Annotated in this window: 11 protein-coding genes; 5 read left to right on the top strand and 6 right to left on the bottom strand. The window is 55.8% G+C overall.

What is annotated here, in order from left to right:
* Nucleotides 1-56 precede the first annotated feature (56 nt).
* Nucleotides 57-2081: an alkaline phosphatase gene (locus J8E65_RS00085; RefSeq protein ID WP_210373322.1), complete on the bottom strand. Its 2025-nt coding sequence runs from the start codon at nucleotides 2079-2081 to the stop codon at nucleotides 57-59.
* A 193-nt stretch (nucleotides 2082-2274) separates the two neighbouring features.
* Here J8E65_RS00085 and J8E65_RS00090 point away from each other — a divergent pair, with 193 nt between their 5' ends.
* On the top strand, nucleotides 2275-3276 hold the full coding sequence (locus tag J8E65_RS00090) for a ligand-binding sensor domain-containing protein (protein ID WP_210373323.1): 1002 nt from the start codon (nucleotides 2275-2277) through the stop codon (nucleotides 3274-3276).
* Here the strand turns inward: J8E65_RS00090 and J8E65_RS00095 are convergent.
* Nucleotides 3233-5134 carry a heavy metal translocating P-type ATPase gene (locus tag J8E65_RS00095; RefSeq protein WP_237181470.1) on the bottom strand — a complete coding sequence of 634 codons (1902 nt, stop codon included), beginning with the start codon at nucleotides 5132-5134 and terminating at the stop codon, nucleotides 3233-3235. The genes J8E65_RS00090 and J8E65_RS00095 overlap by 44 nt on opposite strands.
* Before the next feature lie 604 nt (nucleotides 5135-5738).
* Between J8E65_RS00095 and J8E65_RS00100 the strand changes: the two genes are divergently transcribed.
* The 3 genes from J8E65_RS00100 to J8E65_RS00110 are packed head-to-tail and all read left to right on the top strand — an operon-like array spanning nucleotide 5739 to nucleotide 7872.
* The gene (locus tag J8E65_RS00100) at nucleotides 5739-6485 is read left to right on the top strand and encodes a hypothetical protein (protein ID WP_210373325.1); all 747 of its coding nucleotides are present in this window, start codon (nucleotides 5739-5741) and stop codon (nucleotides 6483-6485) included.
* A gap of 3 nt (nucleotides 6486-6488) precedes the next feature.
* On the top strand, nucleotides 6489-7145 hold the full coding sequence (locus J8E65_RS00105) for a hypothetical protein (protein WP_210373326.1): 657 nt from the start codon (nucleotides 6489-6491) through the stop codon (nucleotides 7143-7145).
* Entirely contained in the window at nucleotides 7120-7872 is a 753-nt protein-coding gene (locus tag J8E65_RS00110; protein WP_237181471.1) for an ABC transporter ATP-binding protein, read from the top strand. The genes J8E65_RS00105 and J8E65_RS00110 overlap by 26 nt, the downstream gene beginning before the upstream one ends.
* A gap of 58 nt (nucleotides 7873-7930) precedes the next feature.
* Here J8E65_RS00110 and J8E65_RS00115 read toward each other — a convergent pair whose 3' ends face one another.
* From J8E65_RS00115 to J8E65_RS00130, 4 genes are read right to left on the bottom strand one after another with little or no spacing between them, the layout of a single operon-like run.
* On the bottom strand, nucleotides 7931-8458 hold the full coding sequence (locus J8E65_RS00115; RefSeq protein WP_237181472.1) for a hypothetical protein: 528 nt from the start codon (nucleotides 8456-8458) through the stop codon (nucleotides 7931-7933).
* Between the two features lie 17 nt (nucleotides 8459-8475).
* Complete coding sequence (locus J8E65_RS00120) at nucleotides 8476-9729, bottom strand: TolC family protein (RefSeq protein ID WP_237181473.1); 1254 nt, start codon at nucleotides 9727-9729, stop codon at nucleotides 8476-8478.
* 8 nt (nucleotides 9730-9737) lie between these two features.
* Nucleotides 9738-12875 carry an efflux RND transporter permease subunit gene (locus J8E65_RS00125; protein ID WP_210373327.1) on the bottom strand — a complete coding sequence of 1046 codons (3138 nt, stop codon included), beginning with the start codon at nucleotides 12873-12875 and terminating at the stop codon, nucleotides 9738-9740.
* 2 nt (nucleotides 12876-12877) lie between these two features.
* Nucleotides 12878-14047: an efflux RND transporter periplasmic adaptor subunit gene (locus J8E65_RS00130; protein ID WP_210373328.1), complete on the bottom strand. Its 1170-nt coding sequence runs from the start codon at nucleotides 14045-14047 to the stop codon at nucleotides 12878-12880.
* Between the two features lie 142 nt (nucleotides 14048-14189).
* Here J8E65_RS00130 and J8E65_RS00135 point away from each other — a divergent pair, with 142 nt between their 5' ends.
* Nucleotides 14190-14891: a response regulator transcription factor gene (locus tag J8E65_RS00135; RefSeq protein ID WP_210373329.1), complete on the top strand. Its 702-nt coding sequence runs from the start codon at nucleotides 14190-14192 to the stop codon at nucleotides 14889-14891.
* The last annotated feature ends 30 nt before the right edge of the window (nucleotides 14892-14921 follow it).

A 14921-nucleotide genomic window follows, 5' to 3' on the forward strand; every position in this document is an offset into this window, starting at 1 on the left:
TAAAAAAGCGAGCCGCCCGAAGGCGGCTCACACGCGTTGCAGCGGCAGCTGCACGCTCAGCGAATGCGTACAACCTGTCGAGAGATGATTTGATCATCGGTTCGGGCAACCACCAAATACAATCCCGACGCAACCGCAGCACCCGTATCGTCCCGGCCATCCCAAGCAATCGTATGGGTCCCCGACGTTAGCTGTACCAATGGCCGCAACACACGCACGCGCTGTCCTAACGCATTATAAACCTCCAAGCTCACAACCTGCGGCTGCTCAAGCTTCATCGTCACTTGAAGCGTCTCACCAAACGGGTTAGGAAAAGCCTCTACAGCACGCAAGCTGGCCTTTTGTTCTTTAGGCAAAAGCTCGTTGCTGGTAAGGCTTACCTGCAAAAAATCTCGCATGATCGGAAACAGGTCCGTGTTATCGAGCAAGCCCTGACCTGTAAGGCGGCCGGCAAACTGGCCGTTCACGTTGTCGTCGGCACCTACCCATACGTCTTGGGGCGTGTGATTCCCTGGCGTTGTGCCGATGGTACCTCCATTGCCGTTGACCATAGGATTGGAGCCATAAGCAATCACGATGCGACGGGCAGTAGGACCCGCAGGCTCTGGCCACAGTTTGCCTTGGAATTCCACCAATCGATATTCCGGAAACCAGCCGCCAATTTCGTCATCGCCGCGATCGATGTTTTCTGGAACAGGTGTAAAGCGTCCATCGGTTTTTCGGGGCTCCCGAGCATAGGTACGTATCCGCGTGCCATTCTCTTGAGCATCCTGGGCATCATGCAGGCCAACCACCGTAAATCCACCACATTCGTGGTCTGAAGTCACCAAGATCAACGTCTGGCCAGCCGAAGCGTCCTGCATCAGCTTTAACCCCTCTGCAATTGCATAATCGAAATCCAGCACCTCCTTGATCATGTAGTCTGAGCCGTAAACCCCTGTCAAGCGGTTTGTCCCTCCGTTGTAGACTTCCTCAGCGACAATCGCCTCCACATCAGCCACCACGGTATAACGCCCCTCGGCATAGCCGATACCGCCAGCATTGGCATGTTCCAGGTGATCAATACGACCGCCTTCAACCATCAAGAAAAACCCCTTGTCGCTTTTACGCTTAAGCACCTCGATAGCCACCATGGTCATTTCCCAAAGGGACGGCTCCCAGGGATAAAGCCGCTGGCGCTCAGCCTCATAGCTGCGATGCGAGCTGTTGAAAAGCCCTAGTAACTTGACCTCATTATTGGGGGTAAATTCGCCTAAGCGGTCCAAAATACCCAGCAGAGCATCGCGACTATTTACATACACATAGCCCCGTTGCTTGGCCAACGCAATCAAATCGACGTTATCGGTTCGCCGGCCGCTTAGCAAAATAGGATTGCCTTGGGCGTCGACTATAGGTTGGCCATTACGGTCACGCACGGTTGCATGGCCATGCACATTCGGATTGGTGCGGGGCAGAAAATGCCGAGCCCCACCACCCAGAATGACATCGAGCTCCACGCCTATCTTGGGTTCAGGCAACACCCAGTCTCGGGCAGGGTCATACCCGGGACCAGCATTAAAAATGGCCTCGTATTCCTCTTGGGTTGCAGAAATGTACTGGGCCGCAATGTAGTCTTCGAGATCGCGGTTCCAAATGTGCGACGCAAATGCAGCTGGGGTAGCATGCGTCACCCGTGTAGTTGTTACCAAGCCTACAGCATAGCCCGCTTTTTTGGCCGCTTCTAGGATCGTCTCCAACGGCGCGTTCGTTTCGGGGTCAAGCGAAATGTATTCATTGTCGATCTTGCCGCGCCTGCCTACGGCGTAAACCGAAGCCCCAGGGGCTGAATCGGTAATCCAGGAATTGAGCGAATGCGTGGTCACCATAGCATGAAAGCGCAGCCGATCTTGGGCCAATAAGCGGAAGTTAGGTTCATCGCTGAATCGGCTTCCTGGGCGCCCCTGACCTAGCGCCATGCGCGTAGCCGTACGTGGCGCAATGCCATGCCCATCGCCAATGTATAGAATAACGTGCTTGCGTGGCTGGGCCATTAAGCTTAGCGGCACGCAAAGCAAAAGCAACAGGTGAAAAATGCGTTTCATGGCCGTTTTGCGTTTGATGGCGAGTCGTTTGCTCCGCCCAAGCTTACACGACAACCACAAATCCGGTGTTAGGAAACCATGAGGGATCTGTTAGCCGGATATGGTCAAATTGTTAAACCCATTTGCCCATCTTGTCCTGACCTTGGCCCAAGGCTAAACTGGAAGCCACAAAAGAGATGAACAGGCTTCTAGCATGCAACGTACGGCATGGCTTTTCTTACCGCTGCTGCTTTTAGGATGCCGATCAACGCAACCCGTTGCGGTCTCCTTGCCCGAGCGGCTTCCTGGACCACCGGCTTGCTTACTGCCCTGGTATGGGGGGTGGATCATCGGGAGCGGGAACATGCTATGGTGGATTCGCGGCAATCGACCAAGCCAGCGTTGGGTATTACCAGCTTCCGTTCGCACCGCTACAGTCGACGCTAAAGAAACACTTTGGCTAGGCACCGAAGCTGGGCTAATGCGCCTAGATGCGCCTAATGCGTCGCCCGAACGCGTACCGCTACCTGCACTAAACCGCTTTCCTGCAGTAAGCGCGCTGTCGCTGGACAAGCAGCATCGCCTTTGGGTAGGAACTGAACGCTACGGCGTTTTTGCGCAAACAGATACTAGCTGGCACCCCGTGTTGGCTGTCGCGCCTGTTTATGCCTTAAGCACTACCGCCGACGGCACAGTTTGGGTGGGAAGCGGTATTGGCCTATTTCGGCAGACAACCAGGGGATGGCAGATCTACTCTGAAGAAGGAACGGGCAACCACGGCCTGCCGGATAACCTTGTTGAAAACCTCATCCCACTACCCACAGGCCTTTGGGTTATCATGAGCGAATCCATTAGCTTTTTCCCTATCGATACTACAGCCCAGCCGGTTGAATTCGCCTATCTTGGTCATCCTGGCAATTATATCTACGATGCGATAGACCTCCCCAATGGGAAGTATTTGCTGGCTACCGAGGAAGGACTCGTGCTACTTCGCGAACTTCCCCGCTTCGAAGCGCACACCGGCCTGCAAGAGCTGCGCGTGCTAGAACACGCCCTAGCCCATCTGCTTTCACCGCAAATGCTCGGCTTGCCCAAAGTGCAGTTTACCCGTCTTTACCGCAAAAAGCAGATGCTTTACCTAGCCGGTCCTACTGGGCTTTATCGGGTGCCGCTTAAGAAGTTGCAAAGCCATACCGTAGCAGCCGCAGGCCATTAAGAGCAACCAGTACGGTAGAACCCTCGTGTCCAATCACAGCGAGCGGAAGTGGTAACCCCTGAAGAAAAATAGTGGTAATCATCAAGATTATCGCACTAAAAGCAATTGCAAAGTTTATGCTCAGCGTCCGTCGGGTTGCCCGACTAAGCGCCAAAGCATAAGGCAGCTGTCGCAGATCGTCGCTCATGAGCACTACGTCAGCTGCCTCTAAGGCCACGTCGGTACCGGTACGGCCCAGAGCAATTCCTACGGTAGATGCTGCTAACGCCGCTGCATCGTTAACGCCATCCCCTACCATGGCTACTGCACCGAACTGCTCTACCAAAGCTTGCACCTGCACTACCTTTTGGGCTGGTAGCAGCTCTGCGTGCACAGTATCAACCCCTACTTGTCGGCCAATAGCTTCAGCTACGTGGCGATTGTCCCCCGTAAGCAACACTATGGAGCTAATGCCCAAGCGCCGGAGCTGCTGTATCACTTCCATTGCTTCAGCACGCAACGCGTCCGCAAAAGCAAGCCAGCCAAGCACTTCACGCTGCCCTGTCTGCTCACGCACGACCAAGACCGCAGTTTTTCCTTGGCGTGCCAGCGTTTCTAGGACTGCTCGCCCTGCGGCCCAGCCTTTGATCAAACTGTTCTGCTCCCAGGCCTCAAAGTAGCGCAGATTACCGATATGTATGGTTGCTCCTTCCACCACCGCCCGCACTCCCTGTCCTATCACTGCCCGAAAGCCTTCTGCTTCCGGAACTGTGAGCCTGCGCTGGCGAGCAGCTTCGAGAGTAGCCCGGGCTAAGTGATGTTCTGAGTATTGCTGAACGGCTGCTGCCCACTGTAACAACGCATCTTCGGAAAGCCTTGCTTCTAAAACACCCACCTGCACTAAACGTACCCGCCCTTCAGTGAGCGTCCCTGTCTTGTCGAAAGCAACAGCCCGCACACGTGCCAAGGCTTCCAAATAAACACCTCCCTTAAAGAGCATCCCCCGTCGCGCACCGGCTGCAATAGCCGAAAGCACAGCCGCCGGCGTCGAGATCACCACCGCACAGGGTGAAGCAGCTACCATCAAAGTCATCGCACGATAAAAGGCCTGGGTGAAAGGCTCCTGGAAAAAAATCACAGGGATTGCTACAGCCAGCGCTGTCACGACCAATACACCCACAGCATAGGGCTGCTCCAATCTATCGATAAGGCGCTGCACAACAGCCTTTTCGGTTTGAGCCTGCTCGATAAGCGCAATCATGCGCACCAGCGTCGCGTCGGAAGCCAAGCGCGTTACGCGCACCTCCAAATTGCCCGTTGTGTTGATCGTCCCCGCATAAACTTCCTGGCCAGGACCTTTATCAACAGGTATCGACTCGCCCGTAAGCGTGGATTCGTCCAAAGCACTCTCCCCACGGACAATCACGCCATCGAGAGGCACACGGTCCCCCGGCTTCAGCACAAACACGTCCCCCACCCGCACGGCCTCGAGAGGAAGCTCAACTGCCAAACCGTCGCGCAACACACGGGCCCGATCGGGCCGAAGCTGCATCAGCGCCTGAATAGCCTGGCGAGAACGCCCAAAAGCATAATGCTGAAGCATATTTGAGAGCGAAAACAAAAAGAGCAGCATGGCCCCTTCGGCCAGCGCACCGATCACAAGTGCTCCCAGCGCAGCCAATACCATCAACAGGTCGATGTCCACCGTACGTTGCCTAAGGGCCTTGACCCCGTTACGCAGTCCATCCCATCCACCAAAAACATAGGCAAGACCATAGGCCATAGCTGCCACAAATGGCGGTCCCTGCAGCCAATCGGAGAGCCAACCGACAACAAGCCCAGACAGCGTCAGCGCCACAAAGAGCACCTGGCGATGCATGTCTTTAAGCCCCAAACGCCCAACCATGCGCTTCCACTCAGCAGGCACCTAGTACATCCGTCATTTGCAACACCCCAGAACGACCGCACTTGCCACAACACCAGCTATTACCAGCAACCAACGCTCCCATCCGCACGCTTCACAACACTGCACCAGCCGCCCAATTGCTAAATCAACCCCTACCTGAACCGACGAACCCCACACAGACTTTTGCTCGACGCTCCATTAAAAACCTCGCGGCATTCCTAACGCCACAACGCGTCTTAGGATGCTGAAATAGAAAAATTTAGAGGCGATCCAAGTTCAACTTAACCCTTCCTACTTGCATGTACTTTTAAAGCCAACCGCGCAACTTTAAAATCGCAATGTGCTATGCGTCACGCTCGTCTTTATCTGGCAAAGTAGCCTTGGCATTCCCTCTGCATGGGCACAAACCGTTCGGGACAGCAGCTTTCATATGCCAACCTGGCTAGCATGCCCTGCTGCCAGTATGAGTACGGCACTTTTAGGTCTTTTTTTCTACTCCTGTGGGCACACTCGGATGGGTAGCCTATTTGGGCAATGCTATCTTTAATCCCAAAATCACAGGATTAACGATTGCAGCATGTGTTTAAGGTTTTGGATTTCTTGGCATCAGCGTTTAATTGCTCGGGGGTGGTCTTTGCTGGGATTTGGGGTGCTGATTGGCTTTTTAGGCTTCACCCTATTTCTTCTTGGGCTGTCGCTTGCGCTGTTTCAGGGCATGCATCCTGAAAATCTCGGCAATGCCTTAACCTATAGCTGGGGGGCCCTGCTATTTGTGTTTTTGTTACTATACTACATGGCTTATCGGCTTTCTCGTAAAACAGATTGGCACCGGGCTGTTCTTTGGCGCTATGCTAATTTGCAGGGCTATGCGTTTGCTTTTTTTCTATTCGAGCCTGGAATCTTGGGAAGCATAGGTCTATACGCTATAGGACTTGGGATAGGTTTATTGATGGTTTTTCCCTTATCCAAAGGACTTGCAGCTTTAGGGCTCACGCTTTTGTTTCTCATTGGGGTCGTAGCACTTCTTTTTTCAGGATGGTTTCGATGGGGGTTAAAGGCTCACGGCCGGAGAGATCTGCCTGTCGCCTTTATTCCTGTTTTTTGGATTTTAGGTCTCGTTGTTGTTGCCAGTAATGCATCTTCTGCGATGCAAGCATGGATGGGCCACATGCTTGCGTACTTGCAGTATGTACCGCTTTTGGGGCCTTATGGCGAAGCGATGGCGGCAGCATTGAGCGGTGCGTCGGTATGCAAAGCTGTCGCGGGCTTAGCAACCCATGTTACGGCAGCAGTTCTGATTGCCTGGGCACTTACGCGCGGCTAACCCATGTGCACGCGCTTTAGGCTGCTTTATCGGTTGCATTGCCGCTATCAAAAGCTATGGCCATTCCTTTTGGCCCTTGGGCTTATGGCGTTGCTGTTGCAACAGATCGGCCGCTATGCTCCTAAAGCGCACGAAACGCTACGGTTGATCTATGTAGTAAGCAGTACATTCGTCCTTTTTACCCCTTTTTTTCAGTGGTTTGTCCGCGATCAGGAGTGGTGCTGCTACCGCGTATGGGGGAGCGATTTGGCTGATCTTTTGCGCACGAAAAGCTACGTGCTGCTGCTCCGCCAGGGCATAGGGGCATTGGGGTTAGTGGTTCTTTGGCTGATTGTGCATCCAGCCTATGGGCTGCGTGATCTGTTGCCTATGGCGGCCGCCTTGCTGTCGGGCATAGGCGTAGGACTAACTGTTGGGCTTGCCTACTACCCAACTTATCGCTACTGGCTAGCCCAGGGAGCTTTTACAGCAGAGCTCCTGGCAGGATGGGCACAACTGCTTACAATAGGCATGGCTTTGCTCAGCTACCTTTGGCCTGCCGTGGTCCTACTGGTCGTAGCACTTTGTTGGCTCTACCACGCGCGCCTATGTGCTCGCGCCGCCCGTAAACTCGACATCCAAGAATTATCCCTTGATGCCCATGGATATCCCCGCACTTGAAGTCCATCAGTGCTCTAAACGCTTCCGCAGTCGAAAAGGCACTGTGCAGGCCCTAAAGGAAGTGACATTTCACCTCCCTCCAGGGGCATGCTGTGGTCTAGTGGGGCCCAATGGCGCCGGCAAAACTACATTGCTTCGCATCCTAGCTAATGTGCTAAAAGCAGACGCGGGGCAAATCTTCATGTTCGGCCAGCAGATTCGATGGGGGCAGCACAGCTACAAACGCCAGGTGGGCTTCATGTTGGAAGATCTATGCTTGATGGAGCGCTTAACGGGTCGCGAGCAGCTCACCTTAGCAGCGCACCTCTACGGACTACCACCGGTGCAAGCACAGCGCGAAATTGAACGCCTAACAGCTTGCTTTGAAGTCCACACCGCACTGGACCGTTGGATTGAGACGTACTCGAGCGGTATGCGCCGGCAGCTAGCTTTTATTCTGGCTTTGCTACATCGACCCCGGCTCATCGTGCTCGACGAGCCGTTTGAAACCTTGGATGCCCAGGCCCTTCGCACCGCGGTGGCGCTCCTGCAGGAACGCCACCGCGAAGGCGCAACGCTGCTTATTAGCGCCCATCAGCTCGGTAGGCTCGAACAGCTGTGTGACTATCTGATCGTGCTGCAACGTGGACAGGTACGCTTTGCCGGACCTTTGGCCGACTTTCGAGCTCGCCTACCGCAAACCACTAGCCTAGAAGCTGCTTACCTAAGCTGGCTAGCCCAGTTTTAACCTCAAAGCGTGCCGTTCAAACTAGGACGCCCCCTTGCTTGGTAGCAGCAATCTGGGGTTAGTGCTCGACGTCGCCCACCTCGTCTGCCTCTGGGATCAAAGCGCGACCGGCTTCGCGCTGCACGGTATTTGTAATTTCTGGGTGGCTGATGCGTCCGCCCAAATTTGCTGCATAGCCAACCACCCCAAAAGTGACAACCGCCACTACAAACAAGGCAGTACGCCAAGCGGGGGCTATTGGCCGCCGACGGACTAACATGACAAGCGAGAGCACTGCCAAGGCGATTGTCAGATAAACTGCCAGATTGCCTGCCTCCTCATGGGCTTCAATGGCATCGTGCGAGCGGCCAAGGGCCTCAACCATTTCTTCGGCACCATGGCCAGTGAAATAGGCTGCAACAGCCCCTAAACCAGCCAGCACAAACAGCATGAGCGCCACGCGCACGATGGATTCCTCACGTCGCCAAGCGCCATAGAGGCCTACAAGCAGGCCCAGCAGCACGCCAAAAAGCGGCAAGTGGTTGACCATAAGGTGAAGATGAGCAGTATCCAAAGGCAGCACAGGTTGAAGGTGGGCAGCGTTCATGGTGCGTCCAGGTTGGATTAACGGGAGGTATACGTTAGCTCTTGATCCAAAAAAGGCTCTAATTCAATGAGCCGATGGTAGTATTCTCGAAGCGCTTCATAATAGCGCTGCTCGCTCTCTAAAACAAGGCGTTGTGCATCCAGCAGTTCGATCAGGCTAACTTCACCTATTCGGTAGCCCTGCTCGAGCCGTGCCAGAAGCTCGCGCGATCGGTCGCGCACTTGGCGGGCGTAGCGCTCCACAATGGTGCGAGCAGCATCGTAGCCATGCCAAGCGGCTTCAGCCCGCTGTTTGAGCCGCAGCTGGAGGTCGCGCCCTTCCCAGCGTCGCGCTTCATACTGTGCTCGGGCTTCGCGCACGCGTCCACTTGCGGATGGCAGAAACCCAAGGGGCAGCGAAAGCCCAACTTGAAAACCTAAAAATCGATATCCATCCCCATAGTCCTGTGGATACAGGTCGAGCTGCAGCTTGGGCAAGATCGACGTGCGCGCCTGTCGCAGGTGAAAACGGGCTGCCTCGACCGCTGCCTGTTGGCTTCGCATCTCGGGTAGCTGTGCCAGCCGTGCTAATACGGCTTCCTGTGAGATCGTCACTGGGATATAGACGAGGGTATCGGGAAAGACGACGTCGTAGCGCTGCGCCTCAGGATCTAGGCCGATGGCCCGAAACAGCTCATAGCGGGCCTGCACGAAGTCTCGAGCTGCAGCTTCTAGGCGCGACTGCGCATCGGCCAGCTGAATCTCGGTGCGCACCACTTCTAGTTCAGTGGCTAGCCCAGCAGCAAGGCGCGCTTGTGCAGCTTGACGTAGGCGCTCTAGCAAAACCACTTCTTCTTGGCGCAGATGAAGAAGCTCCTGGGCGTAAAGAACATCTGTATAGGCACGCTTAACCTCAGCGCGAATGCGTGCCTCTTCAGCCTCAAGCGCGGCCTGCCAGGCCTGCTGCTCACGCACTACTGTTTGCACGCGGTAGTATATCGTCAGGGGAAAGTCAAAGCGTTGCACGAGCGTCCACCGCTGCTCAGCAAAGTGCTGGCCGCTTCCGATGCCCTCACGAAAAAAGTAGAGCTCTGGACTTTCGATGCCGTAAGCTTGCAGCTTGCGTCCCGAGAGTACTTGCTTTTGGGCTCGCAAGGCTTCAAGCTGCGGATGTTGGGCAAGCGCCAAACTAAGGGCAGCCCGGATATCCAGCGTGTCCGGCACAGCGCTATAAGCGGCCGCATGGGCAACCGCGCTGAAAAGCATTCCAAGGCCAACGAACCAAACGCGCATCGTGCTTTTTAGGTTTGTGTACCCATTACGGTTGCGGCAGCTTGCCCGTCTCCTTCCCATTCGGGTTCTGGACCACGGGGCGGACGATCATCCCGCTCCAGCCAGTCGTACAGCACCGGAAGCACACGCAGTGTAAGTAGCGTAGCCGTAATCAGCCCTCCGATCACAACCGTGGCCAGCGGTCGCTGCACCTCAGCGCCCGGTCCGGTGCTCAGGGCCATAGGGACAAAACCCAGGCTGGCCACCAAGGCCGTCATCAGTACGGGACGCAGCCGGTCGGTGGCTCCCTGCACTACGGCCTCCCGCACCGACAAACCCTGCCTACGCAAGGCGTTCAGGTGTGCCACCAAGACCACGCCGTTAAGCACCGCTACGCCAAAAAGTGCAATAAAACCCACAGCAGCGGAAACAGACAGGTACATCCCCCGCAACCACAGCGCGAAAACACCCCCGGCCAGGGCCAACGGCAACACCGAGAGAATCATCATCGGATAGCGCATCTGGCCAAACATAAGGTAAAGCAACCCCACAATGATCAAAAGCGCCATCGGCACCGCAATGTAGAGGTGGCGCATCGCCCGTTGCTGGTTTTCAAACGCGCCACCATATTCTAGAAAAACGCCCGGCGGCAGCTGCACGTGCGTCTCAATAAGCTGCTGGAGACGCGACACGTACGTGCCAATGTCGATATCCTTGAGGTTAATCCCAATAACCAATCGACGCCAGCCATTTTCACGCGCAATTTCCCGCGGGCCCTCTTCAGCCCGAATGTGGGCTACGCGGTGCAAGGGGATTGTACCTCCACCCGGAAGGCTTACGGGCGCCTCCAAAATAGCGGCAAACGTGTTGCGATAGGCCTCTGGGAAGCGCACCACGATGTCAAACCGGCGCTGCCCCTCAAAAACCTGGCCCGCCGGCATGCCACCTAAGCCAGCCTCGATCACTTGCTGCACGTCTTCGACGTTGAGCCCAAAGGCTGCTATTGCCTCGCGATCGATCTCGATATTGAGGTAGGGCTGACCAGAGAACTTCTCGACGTAAAAGTTATCGGTACCAGGCAAGGAAGGCAGCTGGTGGGCGATGCGCGTGGCAATGGCCATCAACGTATCGAGGTTTTCGCCATAAAGCTTTACAGCGATGTCGCTCCGGATGCCCGAGGTCAGCTCATCAACGCGCATTGCAATCGGCTGCGTAAAGTTGTAGGCCAAACCGGGCTCTGTCTCTAAAAAGGGACGGATTTGCTCAATGATTTTCTCCTTGGTGATACCGGGCCGCCACTCCTGGCGCGGTTTTAGGATGATCCACACGTCGGTCTGATGCACCCCCATCCAGTCATTGGCCAGATCACTGCGGCCGGTTTTGGGAACTACCGTCTGAATTTCTGGGATATGACGCACAAGCACTCCGGCTAGCCAGTTGGCTTTTTCGACCGAGCTTTCCAGCGTCGTGCTAGGCATGCGCACCTGCTCAATTAAAATGGAACCCTCATCCAGCTCGGGCAAAAATTCGGTCCCTAAGAAAGGCAGCAGCACCAAAGCGGCACCAAAGACCAGCAGCGCTACTGCTAAAGTACTCTTGCGGCGCTGCAAGCTTTTTTCCAGGAAACGCTGGTAGCGTGGACGTAGCCATTCCATCACGTAATTGCGCCGCAGACGCACCCCACGCCGAAACACCAGCGCTGCTACAGCCGGTACATAAACCAGCGCCAAAAGCAACGATCCCAACACTGCCGCAGCTACCGTAATGGCCATGGGGCGATACAGGATGCCTTCCATGCCCCGGAAGGTGGCAATGGGCACGTAGACCATCAAAATGATGAGCACACCAAAAAAGATTGGCCGGGCTACCTCGTGCGCGGCCTGCCGGAGCACAGCCAGCCGGCTACGGCCTTTATGTTCTCCCTCCAAACGATGCACCATGTTTTCCACCATCACTACCGAGCCGTCGACGATCATGCCAAAGTCGATCGCCCCTAGGCTCATCAGGTTGGCAGCTAGGCCAAAGGCCTTCATGCCAATAAAGGCAAACAGCATCGAAAGCGGAATAACAGAGGCCACAATGAGCGCACCCTTGATTTCCCCAAGCAATAGCAACAGCACGGCAATGACCAGAAACCCTCCTTTGATCAGGTTGTCCCTTATGGTGCCTGTGGTGCGCGCAATCAGGTCTGATTGGTCGTAGAACTTCTCGATACGGACCCCCTGAGGAAGCCTAGGGTTGATTTCGGCAATCTTTTCTTCCACGCGCCGGATGACCTCACGCCCGCTTTCGCCGCGCAGCATCATCACAATGCCGGTCACGACTTCTCCGCGCCCATCTTGCGTTACAGCACCCTGCCGGATTTGCTGGCCCAAGCGCACCTGGGCCACATCCTGAAGATAAACGGGCCGATCACCCCGACGGGCTACAATGATGCGCTCCAGGTCTGCAATGGTACGGATTTGCCCAAACCCCCGAATGATGTATTGCTCTTCGTTGTGCTCCAGGTAGTTTCCCCCAGAAACGCTGTTGTTTTGCTCGATAGCCTCAATGATGTCCCGAAGGCTTAAGCGAAGCGCCCGCAACTGCTCAGGGTTAACGATGACTTCGTATTGTTTAACAAATCCGCCAAAGCTGTTTACCTCAGTTACGCCTGGCACAGCCCGCAGCTGAGGAGCAATGACCCAGTCCTGGATTTCGCGCAGCTCAGTAAGCGAGTAGCCTTCGCCTCGAACAACGTACTGATAGATTTCTCCCAAGGCCGTAGAAATAGGTCCCAACTGAGGCGGTGATACGTCTGGCGGTAGCTGCGCACGCACGTCTTGAAGCCGTTGGGCGACCAGTTGGCGGGCAAAGTAGATGTCGGTGCCTTCTTCGAATTCGACTGTTACAGCTGAGAGGCCAAACTGACTAATGGAACGCACTTCTTTTACGTGCGGCAGGCCCGTCATGGCCGTTTCAATAGGGAAGCTCACCAGCTGTTCTACATCGTAAGGCGAGTAACGCCCAGCTTTGGTAAGGATGAGGACCTGAACTGGGGTGACGTCTGGCAGGGAATTGATCGGGATGTGCTGCAAGGCCGTCAGCCCTCCAAAGGCCATGAGGCCTACCAGCGCTAGCACAACGAGTTTCTGTCGCAGGCTAAAATCGATCAGGCGGTGCAGCATGGCTATTCCTCGGCAAATTCGGCATAGCGCAGGAGTGCCTTAAGGCTAAAAACCGGCTCCACCACCACGGCTTCGCCTTGGCGGACCCCCGCTAAAAGAAGCACCTGGCGTTCGTCAATGCGCCACACGGTAACGGGTCGCACCTCATAGGTATCGGGCGTGTGCTGCACAAAAACAATCGCCTGCTGCCCGTCGTAAGCCAAAGCCTGCAGCGGCACCACATAGACCGGCTGAGGCGTTTGAAGCTGCAGCCGCAATCGCACGCTTTGTCCTGGCTTAGGCCATCCTTGCCGCGTGTCGGAGATAATATTGACCACAACGGCACGACTTTCGGGATCAAGTGCAGGGTTGATCGTATGCACCTGAGCCTGCAGCACTAGCGAATCGGGCATCTGCAAAACCAGCCTGACAGAGTCGCCTGGCTCCAGCCCAACAGCGTCTTCTGGCGCCAAGAAGCCGCGAATATGCACCCGCGTCGGATTCAAAATGCGCATGAGCTCCTGATGTGCGCTTACGGCCTGGCCCAGCTCGACTTGGCGCTGATCCACATAGCCATCGATCAGCGCGCGAATGGGCAAAAGCGGCCGCTCCTGTCGGCCCCACTGCTGCGCTTCTTCAGGGGTGATGCCTAGCGCACGCAGCCGCACCTCAGCAGCCATGCGCTGCGCCTGCGCACGCACGAAATCAGCTTCGGTCCGGTCCAGCGCGCTCTGCGGCGAGAGTGCTTGCGCTACCAGCTGCTTGAGCCGCGCAAGTTGGCGCTCTAGGTAGGCTTCTTCGGCCTGAGCTTCAAGGAAATCAGAAACCAGCTCAGCAAAAGAGAGGCTTTCGAGCTCCAAGAGCACCTGTCCCCGACGCACTGCTTCGCCTTCACGCACCTGGAGCCGTGCAACGCGGCCATCTATAGGACTGGCGACCTGAGCCATCAGGCCAGGTGCTGCATACACCTCCCCCGGAATAACCACCTCGTAATAGGCCCGCTGATAAACCACCGGCGCAACGCGCACCTGAAGCTGACGCTGCTGCTCAGCCGTAAGGCGCAAGACCCGTGGCGCAGCTGAATCGGCTACCGGGCGCACCGAAGCAGGCGCTTCTGTAGCTTTTGGCAATAATTGCTCAACCGGCGCCTGCTGACAAGCAGCTAAACTGACGAGTAGTATCCACCAACGCATCGTTCATAAACCTTATGGCCAAGATTGAATCGATCCCCCAACGACCTAAGTTCTAAGAAAATGATTAAAGCAGGCTTAGCTTTCATTTAGAGTAAGCAGCTTTAGCAGCGCTGGCGCGTAAAAACAAGCAAAACTACAGCCCATGGCTGCCCGTTTATTGGTCGTTGAAGATGAAGCCAAGCTGGCAAGTCTTCTCCGCCAAGGCCTAGAGGAAGAAGGGTATGCGGTCGACTGGGTGCTCACCGGCGAAGAAGCACTGGCACGTTTAGAACATTTCCCCCCAGCTTTAATGATCGTGGACGTACGTCTTCCTGGCATCGATGGGATTGAACTGTGCCGTCGCGTACGCAGCCGTTGGCCGGAGCTGCCCATCTTGGTGCTTACAGCACTCGACGGTGTAGAAGACCGCGTGCGCGGCCTGCGGGCTGGCGCCGATGATTACCTACCTAAGCCTTTTGCCTTCGAAGAGCTGCTGGCCCGCATCGAGGCCTTGCTGCGCCGCAGCCAGCGCCAAGCCCTACGCCAAGTGCTTCGCGACGGGCCTTTAACGCTCGATCTACAAGCCCGCACGGCAAGCTGCGGCACGCAGCCCTTGCATCTTACCCCTCGAGAATTTGACCTCCTAGCCTACTTGCTTCAGCACCCCCTCCAAGCACTAACGCGCGCGCAACTGTACCGCGAAGTCTGGCACGAAAACTTTGATCGGGGGACCAACCTGGTCGAAGTCTACATCAACTACTTACGGCAAAAGCTCAAAGCGGCAGGCTGCCCAGGACGTATCGCTACCGTCTGGGGCGTCGGGTACCGCTACGAACCGGGAGGGGCGACACGATGGAAACCCTAACCTATTTGCCTTCTTTTCGCAGGCGCTTGC

This window comes from Rhodothermus bifroesti, assembly GCF_017908595.1.
Classification (GTDB): domain Bacteria; phylum Bacteroidota; class Rhodothermia; order Rhodothermales; family Rhodothermaceae; genus Rhodothermus; species Rhodothermus bifroesti.